The sequence below is a fragment of the uncultured Parasphingopyxis sp. genome, from assembly GCF_937129435.1.
In the GTDB taxonomy this organism is placed as follows: Bacteria; Pseudomonadota; Alphaproteobacteria; order Sphingomonadales; family Sphingomonadaceae; genus Parasphingopyxis.
Genome location: NZ_CAKZNF010000061.1, coordinates 1 through 25,744 on the forward strand (window position 1 = coordinate 1; position 25,744 = coordinate 25,744).

Here is a 25,744-nt window from a genome sequence, read left to right on the forward strand (position 1 = left end):
CGCGCGACCGGCGGCGATTCGATCGCCATCGGCGGCAACCGCGATGGTGCCGGTGGACGGGCGACCGTCGCCACCGGGCCTTCGACGACGGCAGTCGGTGGCCAGGCGCTGGCCCGCGGCCCGGGCGCAACAGCTTATGGCTGGCGTGCCGTTGCGGACGGCGAAAGGGCGACGGCGCTTGGTCATCTCGCTACTGCGCGGGGCACACGTTCCCTCGCCATTGGCGAGGCGGCCCGCGCACAGAGCGACTTTTCGACCGCCATCGGCAACGAGTCGCGTGCCAATGGCATTGATGCTCTCGCGCTTGGCGATACGGCTCTCGCCGACGGCAACTCGACCACGGCGCTCGGCGGTGAATCTGTCGCCCGCGGTCCGGGCGCGACTTCGGTCGGCTGGCGATCTGCCGCTTCGGCCGAACGCGCCACGGCGCTCGGCCACCTCGCTACGGCGCAGGGCGTGCGTTCGCTAGCGGTCGGTGAAAATGCCGATGCGCAGACGGACAATGCCTCTGCGATCGGCAACGAATCGATCGCCAACGGTATCGATGCGCTGGCCATCGGTGACGCGGCGAACGCCATGGGCAACTCGACGACCGCGGTCGGCGGCGAAAGCATCGCCAGCACGCCGGGCGCCACCGCGCTCGGTTGGCAGGCTCGGGCAACCGGCGCCATGGGTACGGCGGTCGGTCACCAGTCGACTGCCTCGGGCGACCAGAGCTTTGCCGGCGGCGAAGACTCGGTTGCATCCGGTTCGAACTCGGTGGCCATTGGCAACACCGCACAGGCAACCGGTGGCGACTCGATCGCCATCGGTGGCAATCGCGACGGTGCGGTCGGTTTCTCGACCATTGCCTCTGGCCCTTCGACAACGGTCGTGGGCGGTCAGTCCTCGGCCATCGGCGCGGGTGCAACGGCTTATGGATGGCGCGCCAACGCTACCGCCGAACGCGCAACGGCTCTCGGCCATCTCGCCACGGCGAGCGGTGTCAGGGCGGTTGCGGTCGGCGAAGCCGCCACGGCATCGGCCAACGGCTCGATCGCGATCGGCAACCAGTCCAGCGCGACGGGTGTCAATTCGGTCGCCATCGGCAATGGCGCGACGGCAACCGCAGATGGCCAGGTCGTGATCGCCGGGCTCGGAACGAGCAATGGCGTCCAGACCGGTCCGCTGTCGGTGGTCACGGTCGACGGCAACGGTACGCTCGGCTCCAGCGCAGGCTTCGCCAGCAATGCGGTGGTCGCGCAGAATCAGGCGGCAATCGCAGCCAACAGCAGCGCGATCACGACGCTGCAGGGCCAGACGACGACCCTGTTCGACCTGACCGACCAGAATCGCCGCGATATCCGCCGGGCCAATGAGGGTGTCGCTCTCGCGCTCGCGATGGATACGCCGATGCTGATGCCGGGTCAGTCGATCGCGCTTTCGGGCGGCATCGGTTACTTCGACGACCGTGCGGCCGGCTCGATCTCCTTCTCCGCGCGGGTCGGCGAGAATGCCGCCTTCACCGGCGGCGTCGGTGCCGGGTTCGACAGCGGCGAAGTCGGCGCACGCGCCGGTTTCCAGGTTGGCTGGTAAACCGCTTCGATAGCAGGCAAAGAATGGGCCGGGGTGCAAATCCCCGGCCCATTTGCGTATGAGGGGGATTATGAACAAGTTGCTTCTCGCCGCCGCTGCCGCGGCGCTGACATTGCCCCATGCCGCAGTGGCGCAGGAGGGCGATCCGCGGACGACCGCCAACCCGACCTTGCCCGTGCCCGATCAGCTGCAGCTGACGCGACTGATCTGGAGCACGATGGCGGCGATCCACCATGCCAATACCTCGGGAAATTATTCGGTCCTGCGCGACATAGGCGCGACGGGATTCCAGGTGCAGAATTCGGCGGCCCAGTTGGCGGAAGTTTTTCGCGGCATCCGCGAACAGCGTATCGATCTGTCCAACACGCTGTTGCTAGGCCCGACCTTCACCGCACCGCCGACCATGGTGTCGGCGGACGTGCTGCGGCTCCAGGGTCTGTTCGGCTTGCGGCCCGTCGCGGTTCAGTTCGACCTGTTCTTCCAATGGTCGAACGGCGACTGGCGGCTTTATGGCGTCAGCCTGCAACCCGTCGAGATGACGACGATGCAGCCCGAAGACACGCGCTAGCCGAGCGGGTCACGGGCCGCATATCGCGTCTCCCATCCGGCGCATCGCGGCGATCTTGTCGTTGAAGGGCGCCCAGTCGTCGCGCTCGTCGATGGCGCTCCAGATAGCCTCCACCTCTTCGATGTGCATCGAGCACGGGGCGTCGTCGTCCCAATAGGGATGCGAAGGCGTCTCGCCTGCATAGGCCTCCACCAGCTTGCGAAACCGGGCGAACTGTTCTCCATCATAGTGCCCGTCGGCAGGCGAGGCTTTGCGCCGCGCGCCGCCGCGCCAGTCGAAGAAGAAGCGGTCGATCTCGACGCCGCTTTCGGCCAGCGCCGGCTCGAGCGCCTTTAGGAGCGCGATATCTTCGTCCGCTCCGCGCGATTTCACGCCGAGCCGCCCCAACATCTTTTCGACGAATGCCTGCTGGTAGGGTTCGCCGAACTTTTCGACCTCGGGGATCAGCGGTTCGGCCTCCGATATGAGCCGGAGCGAAACGGCGAGCTGGGCGATATCCCAATGAATCGCCTCTGCCTGCCGCCCGAAGCAATAGAGCCCGTTGTGGTCGAAATAGGCGGCGGTGAAGGCGGGCGCCCATTTCGGTGTGAAGCGCCAGGGGCCGTAGTCGAAACTCTCCGCAGTGATGTTGATGTTGTCGCTGTTGAGGACGCCATGGACGAAGCCCGCCGCCATATAGGAGGCCGCCAGTTTCGCGCCGCCCGCCACGACATGGCCGAGCAGCCGTTCGGGCGCGTCGTCCCCTGCTTCCTCGCCGAAATAGCGTTTGAGGCAATAGGCGATCAGCGCGGTCATGTTTTCGGGCTCGCGCAGCGCGGCGAGGCGCTGGAAGGTGCCGATCCGGATATGGCCGTGGCTGAGGCGCACCAGCACCGAAGAGCGCGTCGGCGAGGGCTCGTCATTGCGTTCGAGCGCCTCGCCCGTCTCCACGAGCGAGAAGGATTTCGACGTTTCGACACCCAGCGCCTCGAGCATTTCCGTGGCCAGTACCTCGCGCACGCCTCCCTTCAGGGTGAGCCGTCCGTCGCCGAACCGGCTGTACGGCGTCTGCCCAGATCCCTTGGTACCCAGGTCCATGAGCCGATCCCGGCTGTCGCGCATCTGCGCAAAGAGGAACCCGCGCCCGTCGCCGATATCGGGGTTGTAGCTGCGGAACTGGTGGCCGTGATAGCGCAGCGCCAGCGGCTCGGGCAGCGTTTCTGGCAATGGATCGAAGCGGCCGAAATGTGCCAGCCACTCCTCGTCGCTCAGGTCGTCAAGCCCCACATCGGACGCCCATCGATCGTTGCGGAAGCGCAGGACGTGCCTGGGAAAATCGGCGGCTTCGACAGGATCGTAGAAGTCGCCTCCCAGTTCATGAATGGCTTTTTCGGGGCGGTAGGGAGATGGTTGCGGTGTCGGCATCATCGTTCGATATGGGGGTGGAAGGCAGGAGGTCGCAACCGTGGCGGAATTTACCGATGGAGTCTGGTGGTCGAATGACGGCCTGCGCCTGCATTATCGCGCCTATGCCGGGCGCGAAGACAGGCCGCCGATCCTGTGCCTCCACGGTCTCACCCGCAATGCGCGCGACTGGGAGCCGGTTGCCGACCGCCTTGCGGGCGATTGGCGGCTCTTCGCGCTGGAAATGCGGGGCAGGGGGGAGAGTGCGGTTTCGCCCGATCCGCTGGCCTATGTGCCGCTGACCTATGTGCAGGATATCGAGGCTTTCCTGACGGACAGGCAGATCGATCGCTTCGTCTCTTTCGGCACCTCGATGGGCGGGATCATCACGATGTTGATGGCGGCGACGCGGGCGGAGCGATTGGCCGGCGCGTTGCTCAACGATATCGGTCCCGCGATCGAGGAAAAGGGATTGGCGAAGATCGGAACCTATGTCGGCAAGGGCGGGCAGTTTCCGACCTGGATGCACGCCGCGCGGCATCTTCGCGAAGGGTTTCACGACGCCTATCCGAACTGGCGGCTCGAGGATTGGCTCGCCTTCGCAAAACGTCTTTGCAAGGTGATGCCGTCGGGCCGGATCGGTTTCGACTACGATATGCGGATTGCCGAGCCGATGAAGGCTACCGGCGGCGAATCGGGGTTCGACATGTGGTCGGGCTTCGACAAACTGAAGGACGTGCCGACGCTGCTCGTGCGGGGCGAACGATCGGATATTCTGTCGGCCGAAACGGCGGCGGAGATGCAGCGGCGCAAGCCCGATCTCGATATTGCGGTAATTCCCGATGTCGGTCACGCCCCTGTGCTCGACGAACCCGAAGCGGTTGAGGCTATCGACCGTCTTTTGCGCAGGGTCGAAACCGGGACTGCTGCGTGACCGCACCTGTAAAAATCCTGCACCTCCACTCGACCTTTTCGCTTGGCGGCAAAGAGGCGCGGGCCGTGCAGATCATGAACGATTTCGGCGACCGGGCGGCGCACACGATCGTCAGCGCCATGCCTGACGCTCTCGGCGCGCGCGAGGCGATTGCCGACGGAATTGCTGTCGACTTTCCCAAGGACGCACCGCCGCTGGCGGGACGCCCGGGACGAGCGCGGTTCAAGGCGCTGGCCGATTATATGCGCGGCTTCGATCTCGTTCTCAGCTACAATTGGGGCGCGATGGACGGGGTGATGGCGCACCGGCTCGGAAAGGGGCTGCCGCCGATTATCCATCATGAGGACGGCTTCAACGTCGACGAAGCGGACGGCCTCAAGGTTTCGCGCAACTGGTATCGCCGTTTCGCCTTTCCGACGCTGTATCGCCTCGTCGTCCCGTCGCGCACGCTCGAGGAAATCGCAAACTCCAGCTGGAAACAGCCCGATGGCCGGATCGACCGCATCGACAACGGTATCGCGGTCGAACGCTATGCCGCTCCGCCGGAACCCGAGACGATCCCCGGCTTCGAAAGACGGCCCGGCGAGGTGGTGGTCGGAACGATCGCCGGCCTGCGCGAAGTGAAGGACATTCCCCGCCTGGTTTCCGCCGTGGCATCGCTGCCCGATCATATCCGGTTGGTCGTGGTGGGCGAGGGGCCCGAGCGGGGCGCCATCGAGTTGGCCGTGAAAGATCATGGCGCTGCGGATCGCGTGCTGCTGGCGGGCTTTCTCGATCGGCCATGGCGCTATGTCGGTCATTTCGACATTTTCGCGCTGTCATCGAAGAGCGAACAATTCCCGATTTCGGTCGTCGAGGCGATGGCGGCGGGGTTGCCGATCGCCGCGCCCGCCGTCGGCGATATCGCCAACATGGTCGCCGAGCCGAACACCCCGTTCATCGTTCCGCCCGATAGCGGGGCGGCCGGTCTGGCGCAGGCGATCGAGACGCTCGCGGCCTCGCAAAACTTGCGTGAAACCGTCGGAGCCGCTAACCGCGCCCGCGCCGTTTCCGACTATGACGAACGGACGATGCTGGAACGGTATCGGGCGCTTTACGGCGATGCTTTGGAACGCAACGATCTTTTTGCGCGCTGATGCGTTGATGTACGGACGTTGACAAAATATTCGCGTGCCGGTCCGAAATTTCCTATATCGCACCAAACAGCAAGGCTAAGCTGCATGTTTCAAGGGTTGCAATCCATCAATTACGGCGGGCGCGAGGTGCTTCCGCTGATCGAAGGCGGCAAGGGCGTCGCGGCGTCGAACCATATGAGTTCCGGCGCCTGGGCGGCGGCCGGCGGGATCGGCACGGTCTCCGCCGTCAACGCCGACAGCTATGACGAGAATGGCCGCGTCATTCCGCAAATCTTTCACGGCAACACGCGCAAGGAACGGCACGAAGAGCTGATCCAGTACGCCATTGACGGCGCCGTCGATCAGGTCCGCCGGGCGTTCGAAATCGCCAGCGGCCGGGGTGCCATCAACATCAACGTGCTCTGGGAGATGGGCGGCGCACAGCGCGTGCTCCATGGCGTCCTCGAAAAGACCAAGGGGTTGGTTTCGGGCGTCACCTGCGGCGCGGGCATGCCGTACAAGCTTTCCGAGATCGCGGCGCAGTATAATGTCAGCTATCTGCCGATCGTCAGTTCCGCGCGCGCGTTCCGGGCGCTGTGGAAGCGCGCCTATTCGAAGGCAGCGGAGTGGCTTGGCGCGGTCGTTTACGAGGACCCATGGAAGGCGGGCGGACATAACGGCCTGTCGAACGCCGAAGACCCGGAAGAACCCGAAGACCCCTATCCGCGCGTCAAGGCGCTGCGCGAAACGATGCGCGAGGGCGGTATTTCGGACGACCTTCCGATCGTGATGGCGGGCGGTGTCTGGTATCTGCGCGACTGGGCCGACTGGATCGACAACCCAGAGCTCGGCCAGGTCGCCTTCCAATATGGAACGCGGCCGCTGTTGACGCAGGAAAGCCCGATTCCGCAAGCGTGGAAGGACACGCTGCCGACGCTCGACGAAGGCGATATCCTGCTCCACAAATTCTCGCCGACGGGCTTCTATTCCTCGGCCGTCTACAACGATTTCCTGCAGAATCTGGAAGCGCGCTCCGAACGCCAGATCGCCTTTTCGCGCGAAGCGGCCGGCGATCATCAATATCAGCTCGATGTCGGTGTGAAGGGCAAGAATTTCTGGGTCACGCGCGGCGACCTGCTTCGCGCGCGCGAATGGGATGCGCTGGGTTTCCGCACGGCGCTGAAGACGCCCGACAATACGTTGGTGTTCGTTTCACCGCAGGAAGCCGCCTTTATCCGCAAGGATCAGGCCGATTGCATGGGCTGCCTGTCGCAGTGTCAGTTCTCGTCATGGAAGGACAAGGACAACAACACGACCGGCCGGCTCGCCGATCCGCGCAGTTTCTGCATTCAGAAATCGCTGCAGGATATCGTCCATGGCGGGCCGACGGACCACAATCTGATGTTCGCCGGGCACAATGCCTTCAATTTCAAGAAGGACCCGTTCTATTCCAACGGCTTCGTGCCGACCGTGCAGCAGCTCGTCGACCGGATCCAGACCGGCGACTGACCGGCGCCCGCTCGGTCCTGTTCCATGACCCGAGAGGTCATTGCCGGTACGGATATGCGACGATAGGTGCGCTTCGATGCGAAACGTGGAGCGCCGATGATCGAGAAGCTTGCCTGGCTGGTGCTGGCAGTTCTCCATGCGCCGCCGGCGGCAGCGCTCGCGGCGCCAGGACTGATCGCCCGCCTCTATGGCGTACCGCCGGACAATCCCGCCTTTGCGCTGCTCCACCACCGGGCGGCGCTGTTCCTGGTGATCGTGCTGATATGCGTTTGGGCGATGTTCGTGCCGGAGGTGAGGAAACTGGCGACCGTGACGACCGCCCTGTCGATGATCGCCTTCCTCGTCATCTTTATGGCCAATGGTTTGCCCGCGACCTTGCGGTCGATCGCGATTGCCGATCTGATCGGGCTTCCCGTTCTCGGCTATGTCGCTTGGCGCGCTTTTTCGACGGGGTGAGCCGGCCTGCTAGCCGTTCCAGGCGCGTTCGCCATGATCGGACAGGTCGAGGCCTGCCTGTTCGGCCTCTTCGCTGGCGCGCATCGGGAAAACTATCCCCGCCAGCCAGGCGATGGCGGCCGTGGCGAAAGCCGACCACAGGGCGATGGCGGCAACGGCGACGACCTGCGCAATGAGCTGTGCGATCATCGAGCCGCCTTCGGGATAGCCGACACCGCCGGCGAGCGGGGCCATCAGCACCGCGAGGAGCAGTGCGCCGGTTGCGCCCGCAGCGCCGTGGATGGCGAAGATGCCGAGCGGATCGTCCGCCTTGAACAGGTTGCGCGCGAGCGACATCGCGATCCGGCCGGCGACGGCTGCCCCGAAGCCGATGACCATGGCGCCTGCCGGGCCAACGACATTGGCGGCGGCAGAGATGGCGACGAGGCCGGTGAGAGCGCCGGTCGCGATGCCGGTGGCGCTGCTATGGCCGCTGCTGAGCTTGTCGGCAAAGGCCCAGACGAGCGCCGCCATGCTGGCCGAGGCCTGGACGTTGAGCATCGCCGCACCTGCGTTGAAATCGGCCGTTGCGCCTGCGCCGCCAACGAGGGCGAACCACCCGGCCCACAGGATAGCGGTGCCGCCCAAAGCGATCGCCGGTCCGTGCGGCGCGATGGGGCCCTCGGCGAGGCCCGCGCGCTTGCCGACGAGAAGCGTCAGCACAAGCGCGGAGACGCCGGCCGAAAGGTGGACGACGAGGCCGCCCGCAAAATCGAACGCGCCAAGGTTGGAGAGCCAGCCCTGACCCCACATCCAGTGTGCGACGGGCGCGTAGATGACCAGCGTCCAGAGAAAGGCGACGGCGATGGCCCAGCCGAAGCGTGCGCGTTCCGCCCAGGCGCCGACGAGGAGCACGGCGGCGAAGATCGCGAAGACCATGTGGAAGAAGGCGAATCCGCTCTCGGGCACCGTCGATCCCGGGAAAACCGCGCCGAGCCCGCCCATCATCGCCAGCGACAGGCCGCCGATGACGCTGTTGCCCTCGCCAAAGGCCAACGAATAGCCGATGCCGATCCAGAGCAGCGAAACGACGGCCGCGACACCGAAGATATGGGCGAAGATCGAAACGAAATTCTTCGCGCGGACCAGTCCGGCAAAGCGCAGGCCGAGGCCTGCGACAACGGCGATCAAACCCAATATCGCGGCTGCCATTACCCAAGCCGCGTCGCCCGAATTCATCATCACGGGCGCCGGCAATCCGGCTGCGGCGTGTGCCGGGTAGGTGGGCAATAGCGTCAGAGCGGCGAGCGCCAACATGCGCGATTTGGGGGCCACGGCGAAATCCTTCGGTTCGTTTCGTCCGTCGTCCTAAATCAAAGTGGTTTTTTTAGCGTTTACGCCCAGCCTTCGAGCACCTGGTCGGGCGGGCGGTGTCCGTCGGCCCAGACGCGAATGTTGGTGATGACGCGGTCGCCCATCGCCTCGCGCCCCTCGAACGTCGCCGAACCGAGATGCGGGAGCAGCACGACATTGTCGAGATCGAGCAGATCGGCGCAAATCCGCGGTTCGTCCTCGTAGACATCGAGCCCGGCACCCGCGATCTTTCCGGCCTTCAGCGCGTTCGCGAGCGCCTGTTCATCAATAATCTCTCCGCGCGCCGCATTGATGACATAGACTTCCGATCCCAGCAGCGAGAGCCGCCGTTCGTCGAGAAGGTGGTGCGTCGCCCTGGTATAGGGACAGTTGATCGACAGGATGTCTATATCCGTCAGCATCGTATCGAGATCGTCGCGAAATGTCGCGCCGAGCTCTTCCTCGACCGGATCGGGCAGGCGATGGCGATTGTGGTAGTGCACCTCGATCCCGAAACCGCGCGCGCGCTGCGCCACGGCGCGGCCGATCCGCCCCATCCCGATAATGCCGAGCCGCTTGCCGTTGACGCGGTGGCCGAGCATGCCGGTCGGCGCCCATCCTTTCCAGCTGCCGGCGCGCACTTGCTTCTCGCCCTCGGCGAGACGGCGCGGCACGGCGATGATCAGCGCCATCACCATATCGGCCGTGTCTTCGGTCAGCACGCCGGGCGTGTTGGTCACGGGGATGTTCCTGGCGCGGGCGGCGGCCAGATCGATATGATCGACGCCGACGCCGAAATTGGCGATCAGCTTGAGATCGGGCCCCGCCGCAGCGATAACGTCGGCATCGATATCGTCGGTCACTGTCGGCACGAAAACGTCGCACTCGGCGACGGCGGCGCACAGTTCGTTCTTCGTCATCGGCACGTCGGACGCGTTGAACCGCACGTCGAACAGTTCCGCCATACGCGTCTCGACAATGTCGGGAAGCTTGCGGGTAACGACCGTCCTTGGAGCCTTGCCTTGTGCCATCGCGGGCCGGATTGGCGCGTGCGCGACAAGGCGTCAAGCCGATCTGCGCTTGAATCACGGGCGCGCATGGGGCTATTTCCACCGCGTTGCTTTGCGTCCGGGGGTTTCTTTCATGCGTCTTTCACGAATTGCGACGCTCTTCGCGTTGTTTGTCGCGATGCTGTGCGTGGTTCCCGAGCAGGCCGGCGCGCAGGACCGCGAAACGCCTTATTGGGCTTCGATCACCGCCAGCAGGGCGCATATGCGCACCGGACCGGGGCGCAATTTTCCGATCAGCTGGCTTTACCAGCGTTCGGGCCTGCCGGTCCGTGTGGTCGAAGTCTATCAGAACTGGCGCAAGGTCGAGGATCCGGACGGGACGCAGGGCTGGATGCTGGTCAACCTGCTCAGCGCCGACCGCACGGCGATGATCACCGGCGATATCCGCCCGTTGCGTGCGGCCCCGGAGCGCGGCGCGCGGGTCCGCTACCGGGCTGAGCCGGGCGTCGTCGGACGCATCAGCAACTGCCGGCGCGGCTGGTGCGAATTCGATGTGCGCGGGAGGTCCGGCTTCGTCCAGACGCGCCATCTCTACGGCGTCGACGAAGACGAGCGCGTCGATTGATCGCATGACCGTGAGCGCGTCCCGGCCGCTCGACGCGCGCCATGCCGCTTGAAGCGGTATCGCCTTTCCTTGATTTTGCCGCGATCCCGCCTCCATGGCGCGTGGCCGGCGGTGCAATTCTGGGCGCGATCCTCGGCAGTTTCATCGCGGCGCTCGTCGCGCGCTGGCCGCGCGGCGAATCGGTCGCCAAAGGTCGATCGCATTGCGATTCCTGCGGGAAGCCGCTGGCGGCGCGCGATCTCGTCCCGATCATCAGCTTTCCGCTCAATCGCGGACGATGCCGCTATTGCGGCGCCAAGATCGGCGCATATCATTGGGTGAGCGAGATCCTTGGCGCGCTGATCGGCGGCGTTTCGCTTTACGCTTGTCCTTCGGAAATCGGTTTGGCGGGCGCGGCTTTCGGGTGGATGCTGCTGGCGCTTGCCCTGCTCGATATGCGCCATTTCTGGCTGCCGGATCGAATCGTCCTGCCGCTTATTCTCATGGGCCTGGCCTGTTCCTTTCTTGCCGGACCTCCGAGCCCCCTCGAATCGGCGCTCGGCGCCGCGATCGGATATCTCGGCCTGCAATCGATCCGGATTTCCTACCGGCTTCTGCGGGGCAGGGAGGGGCTAGGCGGGGGCGATCCCAAGCTGTTCGCGGCGATCGGTGCCTGGCTGGGAGGGCTGGTCCTGCCGTTCGTCCTTTTGGCTGCCAGTGTCCTCGGTATCATGGCGGCGATCACGCTGCGCATGGCCGGCAAGCCGCTGCGACGGGATTCCGAATTGGCATTCGGTGCGATGCTGGCCGCCGCCGCTTGGCCGCTATGGCTTGCACTGCCCGCATTCTACGCCGCACTCGGTCGCTGATGGGCGGCGCTTTCCCATAAACGTCTTGAAACCGTTCCAAAACCGTCACCGCTGTGTAACATAAGGCGCCTAGCCGAGCGGGCTTCGGGGACACTTTATGCGCTTATCGCTCGATGCACGTGCGCAACGCCTTTTGCGAAGGCTGCCGCGCATGACGGTCTATTCGGTCATGGAGATCATCCTGCTCTCCGTGCTGGCCGTGCAGTGCGCGCGGCTGGTCTGGGCCGTGCTGACCCCGGTCGGGCCGCTGGGCGACTGGCGCAGCGATGCGGGCCTGCCAGCGCTTTCCACGCCCGACAGCGGCTATTTCGAGACGTTCGATCCATTCTTCCGGCTCGAGGGCGATGGTACGCTCGTCGTGACGTCGCTCGATATCGGCCTGTTCGGCGTGCGCGAGGACCGGGCTTCGGGCCGCGGGTCGGCGATCATCGCGCTCCCGAACGGCGAGCAGAACAGCTATCTGGTCGGCGAAGAGATCATGCCCGGCGTCATCCTCGAATCGGTCGGCTTCGATTTCGTCACGATCACCCGCAACGGCGCGCGCGAGCAGATTTTCCTCGACCAGTCGGGCGGGGCGACGGCGACCAATCCCTCGTCGGCATCGGCCCCGCCTCCGGCGCCCACAGCATCCCAACCCGCACAGGCGCGGCCGGCGGCGCCTTCCGCATCGAACGGGGCCGTCTCGGCGCGCGATCTTGCGGGCGGAACACAGATTTCGCCGCGCCGCGAAGGCAACCGGCTGACCGGCATCATCGTCCAGCCGACCAATGGCGATGCGCTGACGCGCGCGGGCTTCCAGCCGGGCGACATCATTATTTCGATCAACGGCCAGCGTATTCAGGATATGGAGCAGGCGGCGGGGTTCGCGAACCAGCTGGCGGGTAACGCCGAAGTCCAAGTCGAACGCGGGGGCGATGTGACGTCGTTTCGCGCAAGGGTGAGTCAATGAAGCGTATCAGTCTGTTCCTTGCCATGGTCGCCATGGTTTTCGCGACGCCGTTGCAGGCGCAGCACGTGCTCAACCTGCGCAATGCGGATATCCGGGCGTTTATCCAGGATGCCAGCCGCGTCACCGGGCGCACCTTCGTCATCGACCAGAATGTCAGCGGGACGGTGACCGTGGTGACCGACCGGCCGCTGTCGCGGTCCGAATATTTCGAGATATTCCTGTCGACGCTGCGCGCCAACGGCTTCATCGCCGTGCCGACGGCGGGCGGCGCATTTCGCATCCAGCCGGTGGCTGGCGCGGCCTCGCAACCGACGGCGGGGGCCTATTCCAACAACGCGTTCACGACGGAAATCTTCCGATTGCGTAACATCCCGGCCGCTTCGGCCATCGAAACCGTGCGGCCGCTGGTCAGCGCCGACGGTTCGATCACGGCGAACGCGGCCGGCAACTCGATCGTCATTGCCGACTTCGCCGACAATGTCCGGCGCATCCGCACGCTGATCCGGCAGATCGACGTCGACAATACCTCGAACACGATGATCACGCTGCGCAACGCCGGGGCGCGCGAGATCGCCCAGTCGCTGCAGGCGCTGGTGACGACGGGCGGGGAGGGTGCGGTGACGCCCGCCATCGTCGTGCCGGTCGACAGCTCGAATTCGCTGCTGCTGCGCGGCGATCCGGCGACCGTCGCGCGGCTTGCCGAACTCGCGCGCGATCTCGACGAGCGCGCGGCGAGCGGAACCGAGATCAGGGTGATCTTCCTCGAATATGCCGATGCGGAACAGATCCTGCCGGTGCTCGAGCGGCTCACCGGCCAGTCTTCGCTGTCGAACACCGTCAGCGCGGCGACGTCGAGCGGTCAGGCCGCACCCAACGCCGATGGCGGCGGGGCCGGGAGCGATGGCGGCGGTGCGGCACCGGCGGCGTCATCGGGCGGCGGTGGCGGCGGCACGTTCACGCGGCCCGGGCAGGAGGTGATCGTCACCGGTTACGAAGGCGCGAATGCGATCATCATTTCGGCACCGGCGGAAATGCAGGTGACTTTGGGCGAACTGGTCCGCCAGCTCGACACCCGGCGCGACCAGGTGCTCGTCGAGGCGATCATCGTCGAGATTTCCGAGCAGGCGGCGCGCGAGCTCGGCGTCCAGTTCCTTTTCGGTGGCGAGGATGCGCCGTTCGGCGTGACGAACTATTCGAACGTCGCCCCCAACATCCTCGATCTTGCCGGCGGATTGCTCGCCGACGATCTCGACCAGACGACGACGGTCATCAACGGCGATGTGGTGACGACGACGACCAACTCCGGCGTCGGCGACCTGCTGCGCGAGAACGCCGCGCGCGCGGCGCTCGGCGCGCGGGGCGGTTTCCTGGGCTTTGCCGCCACCGCAGGCGATTTCATCTTCGGCGCGATCCTGAACGCCGTGCAGGAAGACACCGACTCCAATGTCCTTTCGACGCCGTCGATCACGACGCTCGACAACCAGGAAGCGAGCATTCTTGTCGGCCAGGAAATCCCGGTTTCGACGGGCGAAGCGCTGTCGAACAATTTCGACAACGCCTTCCGCACGATCCAGCGCCAGAATGTCGGTATCGAGCTGATCGTCACGCCGCAGATCAACGTTTCGGGCGCGATCCGCCTCGATATCCAACAGGAAGTCAGTTCGGTCGCCGGGCCGGTGTCGGACGATTTCAACGAGCTGATCATCAACAAGCGCGAAATCCGCACCACGGTTACCGTCAACGACGGCGAGATCATCGCGCTGGGCGGATTGCTCGACGACAATGAACGCCGCACGATCCAGCGCATCCCGCTGCTCGGCGACATCCCCATCATCGGCGAACTCTTCCGCTCGCGTGCGCGATCCAGGGTCCGGACCAACCTGATGGTGTTCATCCGCCCGACGATCCTGAGTTCGGCCGAAGACCGGCGTGAGGTGATGGAGCGCCGCTACGGCTATATCCGCGCGCAGCAGTTCCTCGCCAACCCGGACCGCGAGCCGAGCATCGACACGCTGGTACGGCAATATATGGGCGTGACGCCGCCCGGCCGCCCGCCGGCCATTCCCGATCCGGTCGACCCCGAGCTGATCGTGCCGCAGGTCAATTCAACCACGACGACGGTGCGCCAGGTGCCCGTGCCGCCGCCGGAGGAAGACTGATGCGTGTCCGTCGCGGCGACGAAAAGGGGGCAACGGTCGATCCCGCCGTGATCGCCGACGAGCTGACGCTGGAAACCGTCGCCGCGGCAGAACCCGCCGAAAGCCTGCCGATCAACATCCCCTATGGCTTTGCCCGCAAGTTCGGCGTCGTCATCATGGAGGCCGAGGGCGAGCGGCTCAAAATCGCGCAGCGCGAGGGCGAGGACGTTCGTGCATTGCTCGAAGTGCGGCGATTCCTGTCGCGGCCCTTCGATGTCGATTTCGTGCCGGCCGACCGGTTCGATGCGATCCTGTCCGAACGCTATGCGATGGACGATCAGGCGCGGGCGGACGCGGCAAGCGGGCTCGGCGCGTCCGATCTCGATCATCTCGCGACCGATATCCCGACGGCCGACGATTTGCTCGACAGTTCGGACGACGCCCCGGCGATCCGATTGATCAACGGCATCATCGCCGACGCCGCGCGGCAGAACGTCTCGGACATCCATATCGAGCCCTATGAGACGGGCCTTGTCGTCCGGATGCGCGTCGACGGCGTGCTGCATGAGAAGCTGCGGATGCCCGCCCATGTCGCCCCCGTGATCGTCAGCCGCATCAAGGTCATGGCTCGGCTCGACATCGCCGAGCGCCGCCTGCCGCAGGACGGGCGGATCGCGCTGACGCTGGGCGGCAAGCAGCTCGACGTGCGCGTATCGACGCTGCCCAACCGCGCCGGCGAGCGCGTCGTCATGCGCATCCTCGACAAGGAAAAGGCGGGCATCGGGCTCGAAGATCTCGGCATGCCTAAGCGCGTCGACGAAACCTTCCGCAAGGCGCTGACCGAGCCCAATGGGATCATCCTCGTCACCGGGCCGACGGGTTCGGGCAAGACGACGACGCTTTATGCCGGCCTGCAGCTATTGAACGACGGCAGCCGCAATATCCTCACCGTCGAAGATCCGGTCGAATATGCGATCGAGGGCGTCGGGCAGATGCAGGTCAACACCAAGGTCGGCCTCGATTTCGCCACGGGTCTGCGCGCGATCCTGCGTCAGGATCCGGACGTCTGGATGGTCGGCGAAATCCGCGATCGCGAGACGGCAGAGATCGCGGTGCAGGCCTCGCTGACCGGGCATCTCGTGCTCTCGACCGTGCACACCAACGACGCCGTCGGCGCGATCACGCGGATGCGCGACATGAAGATCGAGCCGTTCCTGCTCGCCTCGACCTTGCGCGCGGTGATCGCGCAGCGGCTCGTGCGCAAGCTGTGCCCGCACTGCAAGCAACCAACGCAGGCCGACGCGACGATGGCCGCGCTGACCGGCGTGGAACCGGGCGCGACCGTTTACGAGGCGAAGGGCTGCGCCGAATGCGCGCAGACCGGATATCAGGGGCGGATCGGCGTGTTCGAGGTGATCCGCATCGACGACGAGATCCGGCGGCTGATCAATGAGGGCGCGGACGAGACGCAGATCGCGCGCCACGCCTTTGCGGGCGTGCCCGATCTCGGCGATGCGGCGCACGCGCTGGTGCGCGACGGCGTGACGAGCGCGGAGGAAGCGGTGCGCGTTGCGCGCGCGGCGGAGATAGAGCTCGACAATGCCTAGCTTCGACTATCTGGCGCTCGATACGGCGGGCCGCGAAAAGCGCGGCTCGGTCAGCGGCGAGTCGATCGACGACGCGCGCGCCCGTCTCGATGCGCGGCGCTATTTCGTCGTCCGGATCGAACCGGCGGGCCGGGCGCCGCGCGCGGCCAACGAGAACGGGAACGCACCGCTGCTCTCGCGCCAGATCCACCTCCGCAACAAGCTCAGCCCGAAGCAACTCACCCTGTTCACCCGCCAGCTCGCGACGCTGATCCAGGTCAGCCCGCTCGAGGAATCGCTGCGGACGATCGCCAACCAGGCCGAGCAGGATGTACCGCGTCGCGTCTATGACAGCGTCCATGCCGCGGTGACCGAAGGCCGCTCGCTCAGCCGCGCGATGGAGGTAGAGAAGACGAGTTTCCCTGCTCTCTACCGCGCGATGGTGGCGGCGGGCGAAAGTTCGGGAGCGCTGCCGACGATCCTCGATCGGCTCGCCGATCTGCAGGAGCGGCAGGCCGAAGTGCGCGGCAAGGTGCTCTCGGCACTGGCCTATCCGATCATGTTGACCTTCGTCGCGATTATCGTTGTCATCTCGCTGATGATCTTCGTCGTGCCGCAGGTGGTCGAGCAGTTCGATAGCGTCGGGCAGCAACTGCCGCTGCTGACGCGGATCGTCATCGGTCTTTCGGATTTCCTCTCCAACTGGTGGTGGGCGTTGCTGCTGCTCTTCGCGCTCGCCGTCTTGGGGATGTGGCGCGGGCTGAAGGAGAGCGCGTTCAAGTTTCGCTTCGACGGCTATCTGCTGCGCATCCCGTTCGTCGGCCGTCTGATCCGCGACCTCCACGCCGCCCGGCTCGCCCGGACGCTGGCGACAATGGTGCAGAGCCGTCTGCCGCTCGTTGAAGGTATGGCGCTGACGGCGCGCACCGTGAACAATTCGGTGCTCAAGAAAGCGACCGAAGACGTCACCGAATCGATTCGTCAGGGCGGTAGCCTGTCCGTGGCGCTGAAGCGCGCCGGCGTCTTCCCGCCGCTGCTCGTCTACATGGCGTCGAGCGGCGAGGCGTCGGGCCGGCTCGACATCATGCTCGAACGCGCCGCCGACTATCTCGAACGCGAATTCGACAGCTTCACGACCAGCGCCCTGTCGCTGCTCGAACCTGCGATCATCATCGTGATGGGCGCATTCGTGACGCTCATCATCCTCGCCATCCTGCTGCCGATCCTGCAGCTCAACACCCTAGCCGCCGGAGGCTGATCCCCATGTTGCGTTTTGTTACCCGAACCCTTGTTGCCCGTTGGAATGCCGAACCGGACGAAGACGGCTTCTCGCTGATGGAATTGATGGTCGTCCTCGTCATCATCGGCCTGCTGGCAACGGTCGTCATCATCAACGTCCTGCCCGCCGCAGACCAGGCGAACAACACCAAGGCGCGTGCCGATATCAGCACGCTGGAGTCCGCGGTCGAGCAGTTCCGCCTCGACACCATGGCCTATCCGACGACGCAGCAGGGCCTGAACGCGCTGACGGCGCCGCCGACGGATCTGACGCGGCCCGAGCGCTACCGGCAGGGCGGCTATATCCGTCGTCTGCCGGAAGACCCGTGGGGCAATGCCTATCGCTATGAGATGCCGGGGCGGCAGAGCGGCGGGGCGTACGATATCTATTCGCTCGGCGCCGACAATGCGCCCGGCGGAGAGAATGAGAACGCCGATATCGGCAATTGGGAGTAGAGGCATTTCCCTTCGGCCTGCCATGTCTCGGACCGACGAGCGGGGTTTCACCCTGACCGAGCTGATGGTGACTTTGGTCATCATCGGCCTGCTGTCGAGCGCCGTGGTGCTGACCATGCGCGATCCGCGCGAAAGCCTTGTCGATGGCGGCGAGGCCTTTGCCGCGCGGGCGCGAGCGGCGCAGCAGCTGGCGATCGCGGAATCGCGGGACATCGGCCTGTGGGTGTCGCCCGAGGGATATGGTTTCGAGCGGTATGACGGCGAGGGCTGGCTGCCCGAAACGCAGCCGCCATTGCAGCAACGCACATGGCCCGAGGGCGCGGCGGTTAGCGTCGCGCAGGGTGCCGAAAGCGAGGCGGGTCGCACGCGCATCGTATTCGACATGACGGGGCTCAACGGCCCGCTCGACGTGGCGCTCTCCCGTGACGGGCATACCGTCCCGGTCGCGATCGGGGCCGATGGCAGCATCATGGTGGGCGGCAATGACGCAGGCTGATCGATCGGGCGAAGCGGGCTTCACGCTGCTCGAAATGCTGGTCGCGCTCGCCGTGTTCAGCATCGCCGCGCTCGCCCTGCTCAACCTCAACACCGTGACGGTCACCAATGCCGGCACGGTGCAGGAGCGGACGCTCGGCCAGATCGTCGCGCGCAATATCGCGGTCGAGGCGCTGACCGATCCGATCCCCCCTGCGCAGGGCACCGAGACAGGTGAAGAGGTCAATGGCGGCCGGGCGTGGCGGTGGACGCGCGTGGTGGGTGAATCGCCGGAGAGCCGCATTCTCCAGATCGACATCGCGGTCGCCGATGAAGCGGGCCAGCCTGCGGGGGCGCTCACCGTGTTCCGGGCGGCGCCGCTATGATGTTTGTTGGCGTGGCTATTCCTCCCCGGAACGGGGAGGGGAACCAGCCGAAGGTTGGTGGAGGGGCACCCGCCACCAGCGAATCGCTATCGGCAGGGGCCCCCCCACCCCGCCGCTTCGCGTCGCGGTCCCCCTCCCCGTGCCGGGGAGGATCATCGGGCTTCACCCTCGTCGAACTGATCATTGCGCTCTTCATCTTCGGCGTGATCTCGGCCGCCAGCGTGTCGCTGCTCGCATTCACGGTCGATACGCAGGAGGCATCCGGTGAGGCATTGGCAGACATGAACGCCATTCGCCGCATGAACGTCTCGCTCACCAACGATCTCGGGCAGATTGCCCCGCGCGCGGCGCGCGACCAGGCTGGATCCCGGCAACTCGCCTTTCGCGGTGGGGACGGCAGCGGTGGCGACATACTGTTCAGCTTCGTGCGCCGCGGTTGGAGCAATTACGACGATGCGCCGCGCTCCTCGCTCCAGAAGGTCGATTACCTGCTGAGCGACGGCGAACTTCAAAGACGCGCCTATCCCTTTGTCGACGGCGCCGAACCGCTACCTGCCGCGACGCTCGTCCAGGGTGTCGAGGGCGTTTCGATCCGCTATCGCCACGACGGAGAGATGCGCGAACGCTGGGACCCCGAACGCGAAAGCATGTTGCCCGACGCCGTCGAACTCGTCGTCGTGATCGAGGGGTTGGGGCCGGTGCGCCAGCTGATCCAGGTCGGGGGCGGCGCATGAGCGAGGTTCGCAGGCTCCTGCTGTTCGTCGGCGCGCAGCCCGGCTGGATGCGGTTGCGTGATACAGAGATCGTGCAGCGCGGCACGGTGCTCGAGGATATTCCGCCGCAGGATGCCGAGGAGGAACCGGAAACGGTGATCCTCGTCGTGCCGGGGACGGAGACGGCGATCCACTGGATCGAGCTGCCCGAACATCTCGCCCCGGCGCAGGCGGAGGGCGCGGCGCGGCTCATGGCGGCCGATGTCAGCGCCGAGCCGCTCGACAGTTTGCATGTCGCCGTCGGGCCGCAATTCGAAGGCGAGTTCGAACGCTGCATGGTGCTCGTTGCCGATGCGAAGATGGTCGAATGGCTGACGGAAGCACAGGCGCTCGGTTTCGATCCCAAACATGTCGTGCCCGAATCGCTGCTGGTGGTGCCGCCGGCCGAAGGGCTGCGGACCTTCCGCCGGGCGGGCGTCGAAAATGTTCGCGGCATGCGGCGCGCCTTTGCCGCCGAACCGGAACTGGCCGAGCTTCTCATCGGCGACGAGAAACCCGAACGCATCGACGGCGATGTCTGGGAAGCGGCGCTTCCTGCGGCGCTCGATCCGCTGGTCGCGGACCTGCGCCAGGGCAAGTTCGCGCGCCGCCGCCGCTGGAAGGTCGATTGGCCGCTCGTGCGCCGATTGGCGCTGATGGGCGCGTTCATCCTGCTCGTCACGCTGCTGATCCAGCTGACACTGATCATGCGCTACAGCTTCGACGCAGACGCGCTCGAGCGGCAAGCGGCCGAGCGTGCGCGCGATGTATTGCCCGGCGTCGTCGAAGTCACCCATCCCGAAGCCCAGCTTCGCCAGCGGCTGCAGGAAGTGGGCGGCGGGCCCGGCTATAGCGCGATTTCGGCGGCGGTCTTCGCCGCCGTCCGGCAGACGGCGGGCGCGGAGTTGCAATCGCTCGTCTATACCTCCGACGGCGGCATGCAGATCACGGTCGCCGCGCCCGGCACGGCCGAACTGACGGCGTTCGAACAGCGGCTGGGGCAGGAAGGGGCCATCGTCTCTCCCGGCGTGATCCGCGATGCCGGCGGGCGGCAGATCGGCGAATATACGGTGACGGCGCCATGATGGACGGACTGAAAGGCTGGTGGCGGACACGCACGGTGCGCGAGCAGCGTTTGCTCCTCGCAGGCGGCGGCCTGGCCGCTGTCGTGCTAGCCTGGTTGCTGATCGTGCGCCCGCTAGATTCCGCGCTGGCGGAGCAGAAGGCGCGGCACGATCGCGCCGTGATCGCGCTCGCCCAGGTCGAGGCACGCGCAGAGGCAATAGATGCCGTCCGCGCGTCGGGCGGGAACAGGCCGTCCGGGCGCATCGCCGATCTCGTGACCGCCGAAGCCGTTCGCACCGGCTTCACAGTGACGGACACCGATCCGGTCGGGACAAACGGCGTGCGTGTCGCGATTGCAGCGGTGCGGCCGCAGACGTTCTTCGCGTGGGTCGCCGATCTCGAGACGCGGCTCGGTCTGACAGTGGCGCAATTGACTGCGCGGCCCAACTCGGACGAGACGCTCTCGGTCGAAGTCGTCTTTACGGGAGGCGCGTGATGAGGTTCCGATTGCCGCTCGGTCGGACACTGTTCTTCGTGTGCATGTTCGTGCTGGCGTTCATCGTGCTGATCCCGCTGCGGCTCGGCCTCTCCTGGCTGCAGCTCGACGACTATGGCCTCGCCGCGCGCGAGGCGCGGGGGAGCATCTGGAACGGTGCGCTGGTCGAAGCGCAATACCGCTCTGCAGACCTTGGCGATGTCGAGGCGGGGATCGGCTTCTTCCCGCTGCTGATCGGCCGCGCCCGGCTTGGCATGGATCGCGATGGCGTCGACGATGAAGCGGCCGGTGCGTTTCACGGATCGGTCAGCGTTTTCGGCGCCAACCTTCATTTCGACGACATGACCGCGAACCTGCCCGCCAACGGCCTGTTCGATCCGCTGCCGGTCGGCACGATCGCTTTCGAGGGGCTGACCGCGCATTTCGAAGGCGGGCTTTGCACCGAGGCCGAAGGGCTGGCCCAGGCGCAGGTCGTCGCCGATACGGGGCCGCTCTCGCTGCCGCAGACGCTGACCGGCAACGCCCGGTGCGACGAAGGCAAGCTGTTGCTGCCGCTGGTCGGCGCCAGCGGCATGGAACAGTTCAACCTGCGCCTCGGCACGGGCGGTGATTACGAGGCGGAAATCGTCGTCAATCCGCGCGACGAAGCGACGCGGGCGCAGCTGATCGCGGCAGGGATGCAACCATCAGGGGGCGGTTTCCGGATGGCGGTGAGCGGAAGTCTTTAGGGCGGTCGGAAAACGCCGAACCGTCATCCTGAACTTGTTCCAGGGTCCACTCATCAACCCCGACGGGCGGGGCGGTTGGAGCAGTGGATGCTGAAACAAATTCAGCATGACGAGGAGGGTCAGGTGGCGGGTGTTGCCGAAAACGCGGCCACCATGCCCGCTGCGATCGACAGCGCAATCTCCGCCGGGCCGACCGAACCGATAGGCAGGCCGGCAGGCGCGTCGATGCGCGCGATCGCCTCTTCGCCGACACCCATGGCCGCCAGTCGCTCGCAGCGCGCGGCATGGCTACGTCTCGAACCGAGCGCTGCGATATAGGAGGCGGGCGTCGCCAACGCCGCAACCAAAGCGGGATCGTCGATTTTGGGGTCGTGGCTCAACGTCACCACTGCCGTGGCTTTGTCGGGCTTGAGCACGCCGATCGCCTCATCGGGCCACCGGTCGTCTCGCGACACGTTAGGAAATCTTTCTTCGGTCAAAAACGCACCGCGCGGATCGATCACTGTTACTGCGATCCCGAGCTCACCCGCGATCCGCGCCAGCGGCTGGGCGATCTGCACGGCACCGACGATCAGCAACCGTCGGGGCGGGCGGTAGAGATTTGTCCAGCCTTCTCCTTCAGTGCCGACACGGCTTGCGCCGCTTTCGAGGTCGGTCGTGATCGCCAGTTCGCGCCCGTCGCCCTGCGCTTCGGCAATGGCCTCGAACAGTGCCGGATCGAATCCCTTGGGCCCGACGGGCTGCACCATGACAACGATATCGCCGCCGCAAGGCAGGCCGGTCGACCAGGCGCTTTCATCGTCGACACCGAACTCCAGTCGTCGAAACGTTCCGTCTGCGATCGTATCGGCGGCGGCGTGGAGCACCTCGCCCTCGACGCATCCGCCGGAGACCGAGCCTTCGAAGCGGCCATCTTCATGCACCAGCATATGGCTGCCGACCGGGCGGGGCGCCGAACCCCAGGTCGCCATCACCGTCGCCAGCGCCATCTTCGCGCCGCGCCATTGGCGGGCTGTGGCGATCATATGGTCGATCTCACCGGCCATTGCGGTTGTTTCCGTCTCCAAACCTGACGCGCACGTAAACTTCGGTTGCGGCGTTGCGGGAAGCTGTGCCACTAATCGGCTTGAGAGGAGAGATCAAAATGTCCGACCGCGTATCCATTTCCATCGGCGAGGACGGGATCGCCGATGTCCGCCTCAACCGCCCCGACAAGATGAACGCGCTCGACAATGCGATGTTCGACGGCATTTGCGAGGCGATCGACCGCCTGGGCAACGAACCGGGCGTCAGGGTCGTCGTGCTCTCGGGCGAGGGAAAGGCCTTCTGCGCCGGGCTCGATCTTTCCAGTTTTTCGAACACCGGCGCTTCGGGAGGCGGAGACGGTCCGACGAGCCGTCTCGTCCCCCGCACTCATGGCGATGCCAATCGTCCCCAGCATGTCGCCTGGGGTTGGCGGACGCTCCCGGTGCCGGTGATCGCGGCGATCCACGGCGTGGCCTTTGGCGGCGGTTTCCAGATCGCCTGCGGCGCCGATGTGCGCTTTACCGCGCCCGATACCAAACATGCAGTGATGGAGATGAAATGGGGGCTGGTGCCCGATATGGCCGGCATCGCCATCATGCGGACGGTTGCGCGCGACGATGTGATCCGCGATCTCACCTACACCCATCGCGTGTTTCTGGGCGACGAGGCGAAGGAATACGGCTTTGCGACGCATGTGACGGAAACGCCCTTCGACGATGCGATGGCGATGGCGAAGCACATCGCGCGGAAGAATCCCGATGCCGTGCGCGCCTCGAAGCGATTGCTCAACCTCGCGCAGGACGAACGGGCGGCAGAAATCCTGCTCGCCGAATCTGAAGAGCAGGCGAAGATCATCGGCACCGCCAACCAGATGGAATCGGTGATGTCGGAAATGCAGAAGCGCGAACCGAAATTCGCCGATACGGCGGCCTGAACAACCCGAGGCGAGGAGAGAGATTATGAAGGTAGCAGCGCTCAAAAAGCCCGGCGGGCTCGACAATATCGAAACGGTCGATCGCGATACGCCGGAAGCGGGCCCCGGCGAGATCCTGGTCAAGGTCGCGAACAGCTCGCTCAACTATCACGACTATGTCGTCGCGCAGGGCGGTATCCCGACCGAAGACGACCGCATCCTGATGTCCGACGGTGCGGGCGAAGTCGTCGCGGTGGGCGAAGGGGCTTCCGGCTTCAAGACCGGCGACCATGTCGTCTCGCTGTTCTTCCCCAATTGGGAGGACGGCAACGGGTTCGACTATCGCCGGGCCGGCGTCCCCGGCGATCATGCCGACGGGTTCGCGGCCGAATATGTCGCCGCGCCGGCGCGTGCCTTCACGCGGGCGCCGAAAGGCTATTCCGACGCCGAAGCGGCGACTTTGCCCTGTGCGGCGCTGACCGCGTGGCGCGGGCTGATGGTGGCGGGCAGTTGCAAGCCAGGCGACATCGTGCTGGTGCAGGGATCGGGCGGCGTTTCGATCTTCGCACTGCAATTCGCCAAGGCGGCAGGCGCGACCGTCATCGCGACATCGTCGTCGGGCGAGAAACTGGACCGGCTCAAGGATCTAGGCGCCGATCACCTGATCAACTATAAGGAGACGCCGGACTGGGGGAAGGCGGCGCTGCAATGGACCGGCGGCCGCGGCGTCGACCATGTCGTCGAGATCGGCGGTCCGGGGACGCTCACCCAGTCGATCTACGCCTGCCGCTCGGGCGCGCATATCGCGCTGATCGGTGTGTTGACCGGCGTTTCGGGCGAAGTGCCGACGGCTTTATTCTTCTCGAAGAACCTTGTCATGACGGGGATCACCGTGGGTTCGAAGACCGATCAGCAGGCGATGATCGAGGCGATCGAGGCGAACGACATCAAGCCGGTGATCGACAGCCATTTCCCGCTCGACAAACTTGCCGATGCGTTCCGCCATCAGGAAGCGCAAAAGCATTTCGGCAAGATCGTGGTCGATATTCCGGGCTGAGGAGATAGGAGCGAAGGTTGCCTTCGCTGCTGTTGGAAAACGGGTGACCCCTGTGGGACTCGAACCCCAAAGGATGGGCTTGCCCATCCGTCGAAACAAAAAAGACACGGGTTCGGCCGATAGGGTTGTCGGGAAGCGCCGCACCGGCAATGCTGGCAACACCCATTTTGGTGACCCCTACGGGACTCGAACCCGTGTTTTCGCCGTGAGAGGGCGACGTCCTGGACCGCTAGACGAAGGGGCCGTCACGCGATGGTCGCGGGCGGCTCACTTAGGGTCGGGACGGGAAGAGGTCAACTCTTTCGCCATGCTCTGCTATGGCCCCATACATACCGCAGGAGGCCCGCCATGACGACGCAGCTCAGGATCGACTTCATCTCCGACATCGCCTGCCCATGGTGCGTGATCGGACTGCGGAACATGGAGGCGGCGCTCGCCGAAGTTGGTGACGAGATCGCAGCGTCGATCCGCTTCGAACCGTTCGAACTCAACCCCGACATGGCCGAAGGGGGTATGGATCGCGCGGCTTATTTCGCCGAGAAATACCGGCTGCCGGCCGACGAGGCGAAAAGGCGCGGCGGAGCGATCCGCGAGGCGGCGGAGGCGACGGGCTTTGCCATGAACACGGGCGAGGGTTTCCGGATCTACAACACCTTCGACTGTCATCGCCTGCTGCACTGGGCGTTGGGCGAAGGCCGGCAGCGGGCGCTCAAACATGCGCTGTTCGAAGCCTATTTTACCGACAATCGCGATATTTCCGATGCGGACGTACTCGCCGAGGTGGCGGTCGGCGTGGGGCTGGACGAGGGAAGAGCGCGGGAAATTCTGGCGGGCGATGAGTTTGCCGATGTGGTCCGTACTGAAGAGCAGGAGGCGCGCCGCAACGGCGTACAGTCCGTGCCCACAATCATTGTCGCGGGCGAATATGTCATCAACGGTGCGCAGCCGCCGGAGATCTTCATGAGGGCGTTCCGGCACATTGCGGGTGAGGTTGCGAAGAAGGCCGTGGCGGCGAACGTCTGACTAGGCTTGCAATCCGGGTTGACGTGCGCGTCAATTCGGCGGCACATGGGATCAAACAGAAC

At 65.4% G+C, this 25,744-nt stretch carries 26 protein-coding genes and 1 tRNA gene; 22 read left to right on the forward strand and 5 right to left on the reverse strand.

Features of this window, described 5'->3' with window-relative positions:
- Together Q0139_RS10620 and Q0139_RS10625 are read left to right on the forward strand one after the other, a co-directional pair.
- The coding region (locus Q0139_RS10620) for a YadA-like family protein (RefSeq protein ID WP_298021368.1) at positions 1-1,575 on the forward strand (1,575 nt) is incomplete at its 5' end.
- Between the two features lie 70 nt (positions 1,576-1,645).
- Entirely contained in the window at positions 1,646-2,143 is a 498-nt protein-coding gene (locus tag Q0139_RS10625; protein ID WP_298021371.1) for a hypothetical protein, read from the forward strand.
- A 9-nt stretch (positions 2,144-2,152) separates the two neighbouring features.
- Here the strand turns inward: Q0139_RS10625 and Q0139_RS10630 are convergent, their stop codons facing one another.
- Complete coding sequence (locus tag Q0139_RS10630; protein WP_298021374.1) at positions 2,153-3,550, reverse strand: protein adenylyltransferase SelO family protein; 1,398 nt, start codon at positions 3,548-3,550, stop codon at positions 2,153-2,155.
- Positions 3,551-3,587: 37 nt separating this feature from the next.
- On the opposite strand from Q0139_RS10630, the gene Q0139_RS10635 reads away from it, so the two are divergent.
- From Q0139_RS10635 to Q0139_RS10650, 4 genes are all read left to right on the forward strand, one after another.
- The gene (locus Q0139_RS10635; protein WP_298021377.1) at positions 3,588-4,460 is read left to right on the forward strand and encodes an alpha/beta hydrolase; all 873 of its coding nucleotides are present in this window, start codon (positions 3,588-3,590) and stop codon (positions 4,458-4,460) included.
- Positions 4,457-5,596, forward strand: a complete 1,140-nt coding sequence (locus tag Q0139_RS10640; protein ID WP_298021380.1) for a glycosyltransferase — start codon at positions 4,457-4,459, stop codon at positions 5,594-5,596. The genes Q0139_RS10635 and Q0139_RS10640 overlap by 4 nt, the downstream gene beginning before the upstream one ends.
- A gap of 84 nt (positions 5,597-5,680) precedes the next feature.
- A complete protein-coding gene (locus Q0139_RS10645; RefSeq protein WP_298021383.1) occupies positions 5,681-7,084 on the forward strand; it encodes a nitronate monooxygenase in 1,404 nt (467 codons plus the stop codon).
- A gap of 96 nt (positions 7,085-7,180) precedes the next feature.
- Positions 7,181-7,540 (forward strand): hypothetical protein, encoded by a 360-nt coding sequence (locus Q0139_RS10650; protein ID WP_298021385.1) that lies wholly within the window; start codon positions 7,181-7,183, stop codon positions 7,538-7,540.
- 9 nt (positions 7,541-7,549) lie between these two features.
- Here Q0139_RS10650 and Q0139_RS10655 read toward each other — a convergent pair whose 3' ends face one another.
- Positions 7,550-8,854: an ammonium transporter gene (locus Q0139_RS10655; protein ID WP_298021388.1), complete on the reverse strand. Its 1,305-nt coding sequence runs from the start codon at positions 8,852-8,854 to the stop codon at positions 7,550-7,552.
- A gap of 59 nt (positions 8,855-8,913) precedes the next feature.
- A complete protein-coding gene (locus Q0139_RS10660; protein ID WP_298021390.1) occupies positions 8,914-9,903 on the reverse strand; it encodes a D-glycerate dehydrogenase in 990 nt (329 codons plus the stop codon).
- A 112-nt stretch (positions 9,904-10,015) separates the two neighbouring features.
- On the opposite strand from Q0139_RS10660, the gene Q0139_RS10665 reads away from it, so the two are divergent.
- The 13 genes from Q0139_RS10665 (at position 10,016) to gspN (ending at position 21,663) form a co-directional block, all read left to right on the forward strand.
- Positions 10,016-10,507: an SH3 domain-containing protein gene (locus Q0139_RS10665; protein WP_298021394.1), complete on the forward strand. Its 492-nt coding sequence runs from the start codon at positions 10,016-10,018 to the stop codon at positions 10,505-10,507.
- 101 nt (positions 10,508-10,608) lie between these two features.
- Entirely contained in the window at positions 10,609-11,355 is a 747-nt protein-coding gene (locus tag Q0139_RS10670; RefSeq protein WP_298021396.1) for an A24 family peptidase, read from the forward strand.
- A 151-nt stretch (positions 11,356-11,506) separates the two neighbouring features.
- Complete coding sequence (locus Q0139_RS10675) at positions 11,507-12,304, forward strand: type II secretion system protein N (RefSeq protein WP_298021398.1); 798 nt, start codon at positions 11,507-11,509, stop codon at positions 12,302-12,304.
- Positions 12,301-14,463, forward strand: a complete 2,163-nt coding sequence (gspD, locus tag Q0139_RS10680; protein WP_298021401.1) for a type II secretion system secretin GspD — start codon at positions 12,301-12,303, stop codon at positions 14,461-14,463. Before Q0139_RS10675 ends, gspD begins: the two co-directional genes overlap by 4 nt.
- On the forward strand, positions 14,463-16,049 hold the full coding sequence (gspE, locus tag Q0139_RS10685; protein WP_298021404.1) for a type II secretion system ATPase GspE: 1,587 nt from the start codon (positions 14,463-14,465) through the stop codon (positions 16,047-16,049). The genes gspD and gspE overlap by 1 nt, the downstream gene beginning before the upstream one ends.
- Positions 16,042-17,286, forward strand: a complete 1,245-nt coding sequence (gspF, locus tag Q0139_RS10690) for a type II secretion system inner membrane protein GspF (RefSeq protein ID WP_298021407.1) — start codon at positions 16,042-16,044, stop codon at positions 17,284-17,286. The genes gspE and gspF overlap by 8 nt, the downstream gene beginning before the upstream one ends.
- 5 nt (positions 17,287-17,291) lie before the next feature.
- Positions 17,292-17,762, forward strand: coding sequence for a type II secretion system major pseudopilin GspG (gene gspG / locus Q0139_RS10695; RefSeq protein WP_298021410.1), 471 nt, complete (start codon positions 17,292-17,294; stop codon positions 17,760-17,762).
- Positions 17,763-17,784: 22 nt separating this feature from the next.
- Positions 17,785-18,258 carry a GspH/FimT family pseudopilin gene (locus Q0139_RS10700; RefSeq protein ID WP_298021412.1) on the forward strand — a complete coding sequence of 158 codons (474 nt, stop codon included), beginning with the start codon at positions 17,785-17,787 and terminating at the stop codon, positions 18,256-18,258.
- Positions 18,245-18,622 (forward strand): type II secretion system minor pseudopilin GspI, encoded by a 378-nt coding sequence (gene gspI / locus Q0139_RS10705; protein ID WP_298021415.1) that lies wholly within the window; start codon positions 18,245-18,247, stop codon positions 18,620-18,622. The genes Q0139_RS10700 and gspI overlap by 14 nt, the downstream gene beginning before the upstream one ends.
- Positions 18,623-18,633: 11 nt before the next feature.
- Positions 18,634-19,356: a type II secretion system minor pseudopilin GspJ gene (gspJ, locus tag Q0139_RS10710; protein ID WP_298021418.1), complete on the forward strand. Its 723-nt coding sequence runs from the start codon at positions 18,634-18,636 to the stop codon at positions 19,354-19,356.
- Positions 19,353-20,459: a type II secretion system protein GspL gene (gene gspL, locus Q0139_RS10715; RefSeq protein WP_298021421.1), complete on the forward strand. Its 1,107-nt coding sequence runs from the start codon at positions 19,353-19,355 to the stop codon at positions 20,457-20,459. The genes gspJ and gspL overlap by 4 nt, the downstream gene beginning before the upstream one ends.
- Positions 20,459-20,935, forward strand: a complete 477-nt coding sequence (gspM, locus tag Q0139_RS10720; protein WP_298021424.1) for a type II secretion system protein GspM — start codon at positions 20,459-20,461, stop codon at positions 20,933-20,935. The genes gspL and gspM overlap by 1 nt, the downstream gene beginning before the upstream one ends.
- Positions 20,935-21,663: a type II secretion system protein N gene (gspN, locus tag Q0139_RS10725; protein WP_298021427.1), complete on the forward strand. Its 729-nt coding sequence runs from the start codon at positions 20,935-20,937 to the stop codon at positions 21,661-21,663. The genes gspM and gspN overlap by 1 nt, the downstream gene beginning before the upstream one ends.
- Before the next feature lie 119 nt (positions 21,664-21,782).
- Here the strand turns inward: gspN and Q0139_RS10730 are convergent, their stop codons facing one another.
- Positions 21,783-22,709, reverse strand: a complete 927-nt coding sequence (locus tag Q0139_RS10730; RefSeq protein WP_298021430.1) for an XdhC family protein — start codon at positions 22,707-22,709, stop codon at positions 21,783-21,785.
- 98 nt (positions 22,710-22,807) lie between these two features.
- Here Q0139_RS10730 and Q0139_RS10735 point away from each other — a divergent pair, with 98 nt between their 5' ends.
- On the forward strand, positions 22,808-23,623 hold the full coding sequence (locus Q0139_RS10735) for a crotonase/enoyl-CoA hydratase family protein (RefSeq protein ID WP_298021434.1): 816 nt from the start codon (positions 22,808-22,810) through the stop codon (positions 23,621-23,623).
- A 25-nt stretch (positions 23,624-23,648) separates the two neighbouring features.
- Complete coding sequence (locus tag Q0139_RS10740) at positions 23,649-24,659, forward strand: NAD(P)-dependent alcohol dehydrogenase (protein WP_298021437.1); 1,011 nt, start codon at positions 23,649-23,651, stop codon at positions 24,657-24,659.
- 168 nt (positions 24,660-24,827) lie between these two features.
- Here Q0139_RS10740 and Q0139_RS10745 read toward each other — a convergent pair.
- Positions 24,828-24,903, reverse strand: a tRNA-Glu gene (locus tag Q0139_RS10745).
- A 104-nt stretch (positions 24,904-25,007) separates the two neighbouring features.
- Here Q0139_RS10745 and Q0139_RS10750 point away from each other — a divergent pair.
- A complete protein-coding gene (locus Q0139_RS10750) occupies positions 25,008-25,682 on the forward strand; it encodes a DsbA family oxidoreductase (RefSeq protein WP_298021440.1) in 675 nt (224 codons plus the stop codon).
- Positions 25,683-25,744 lie beyond the last annotated feature (62 nt).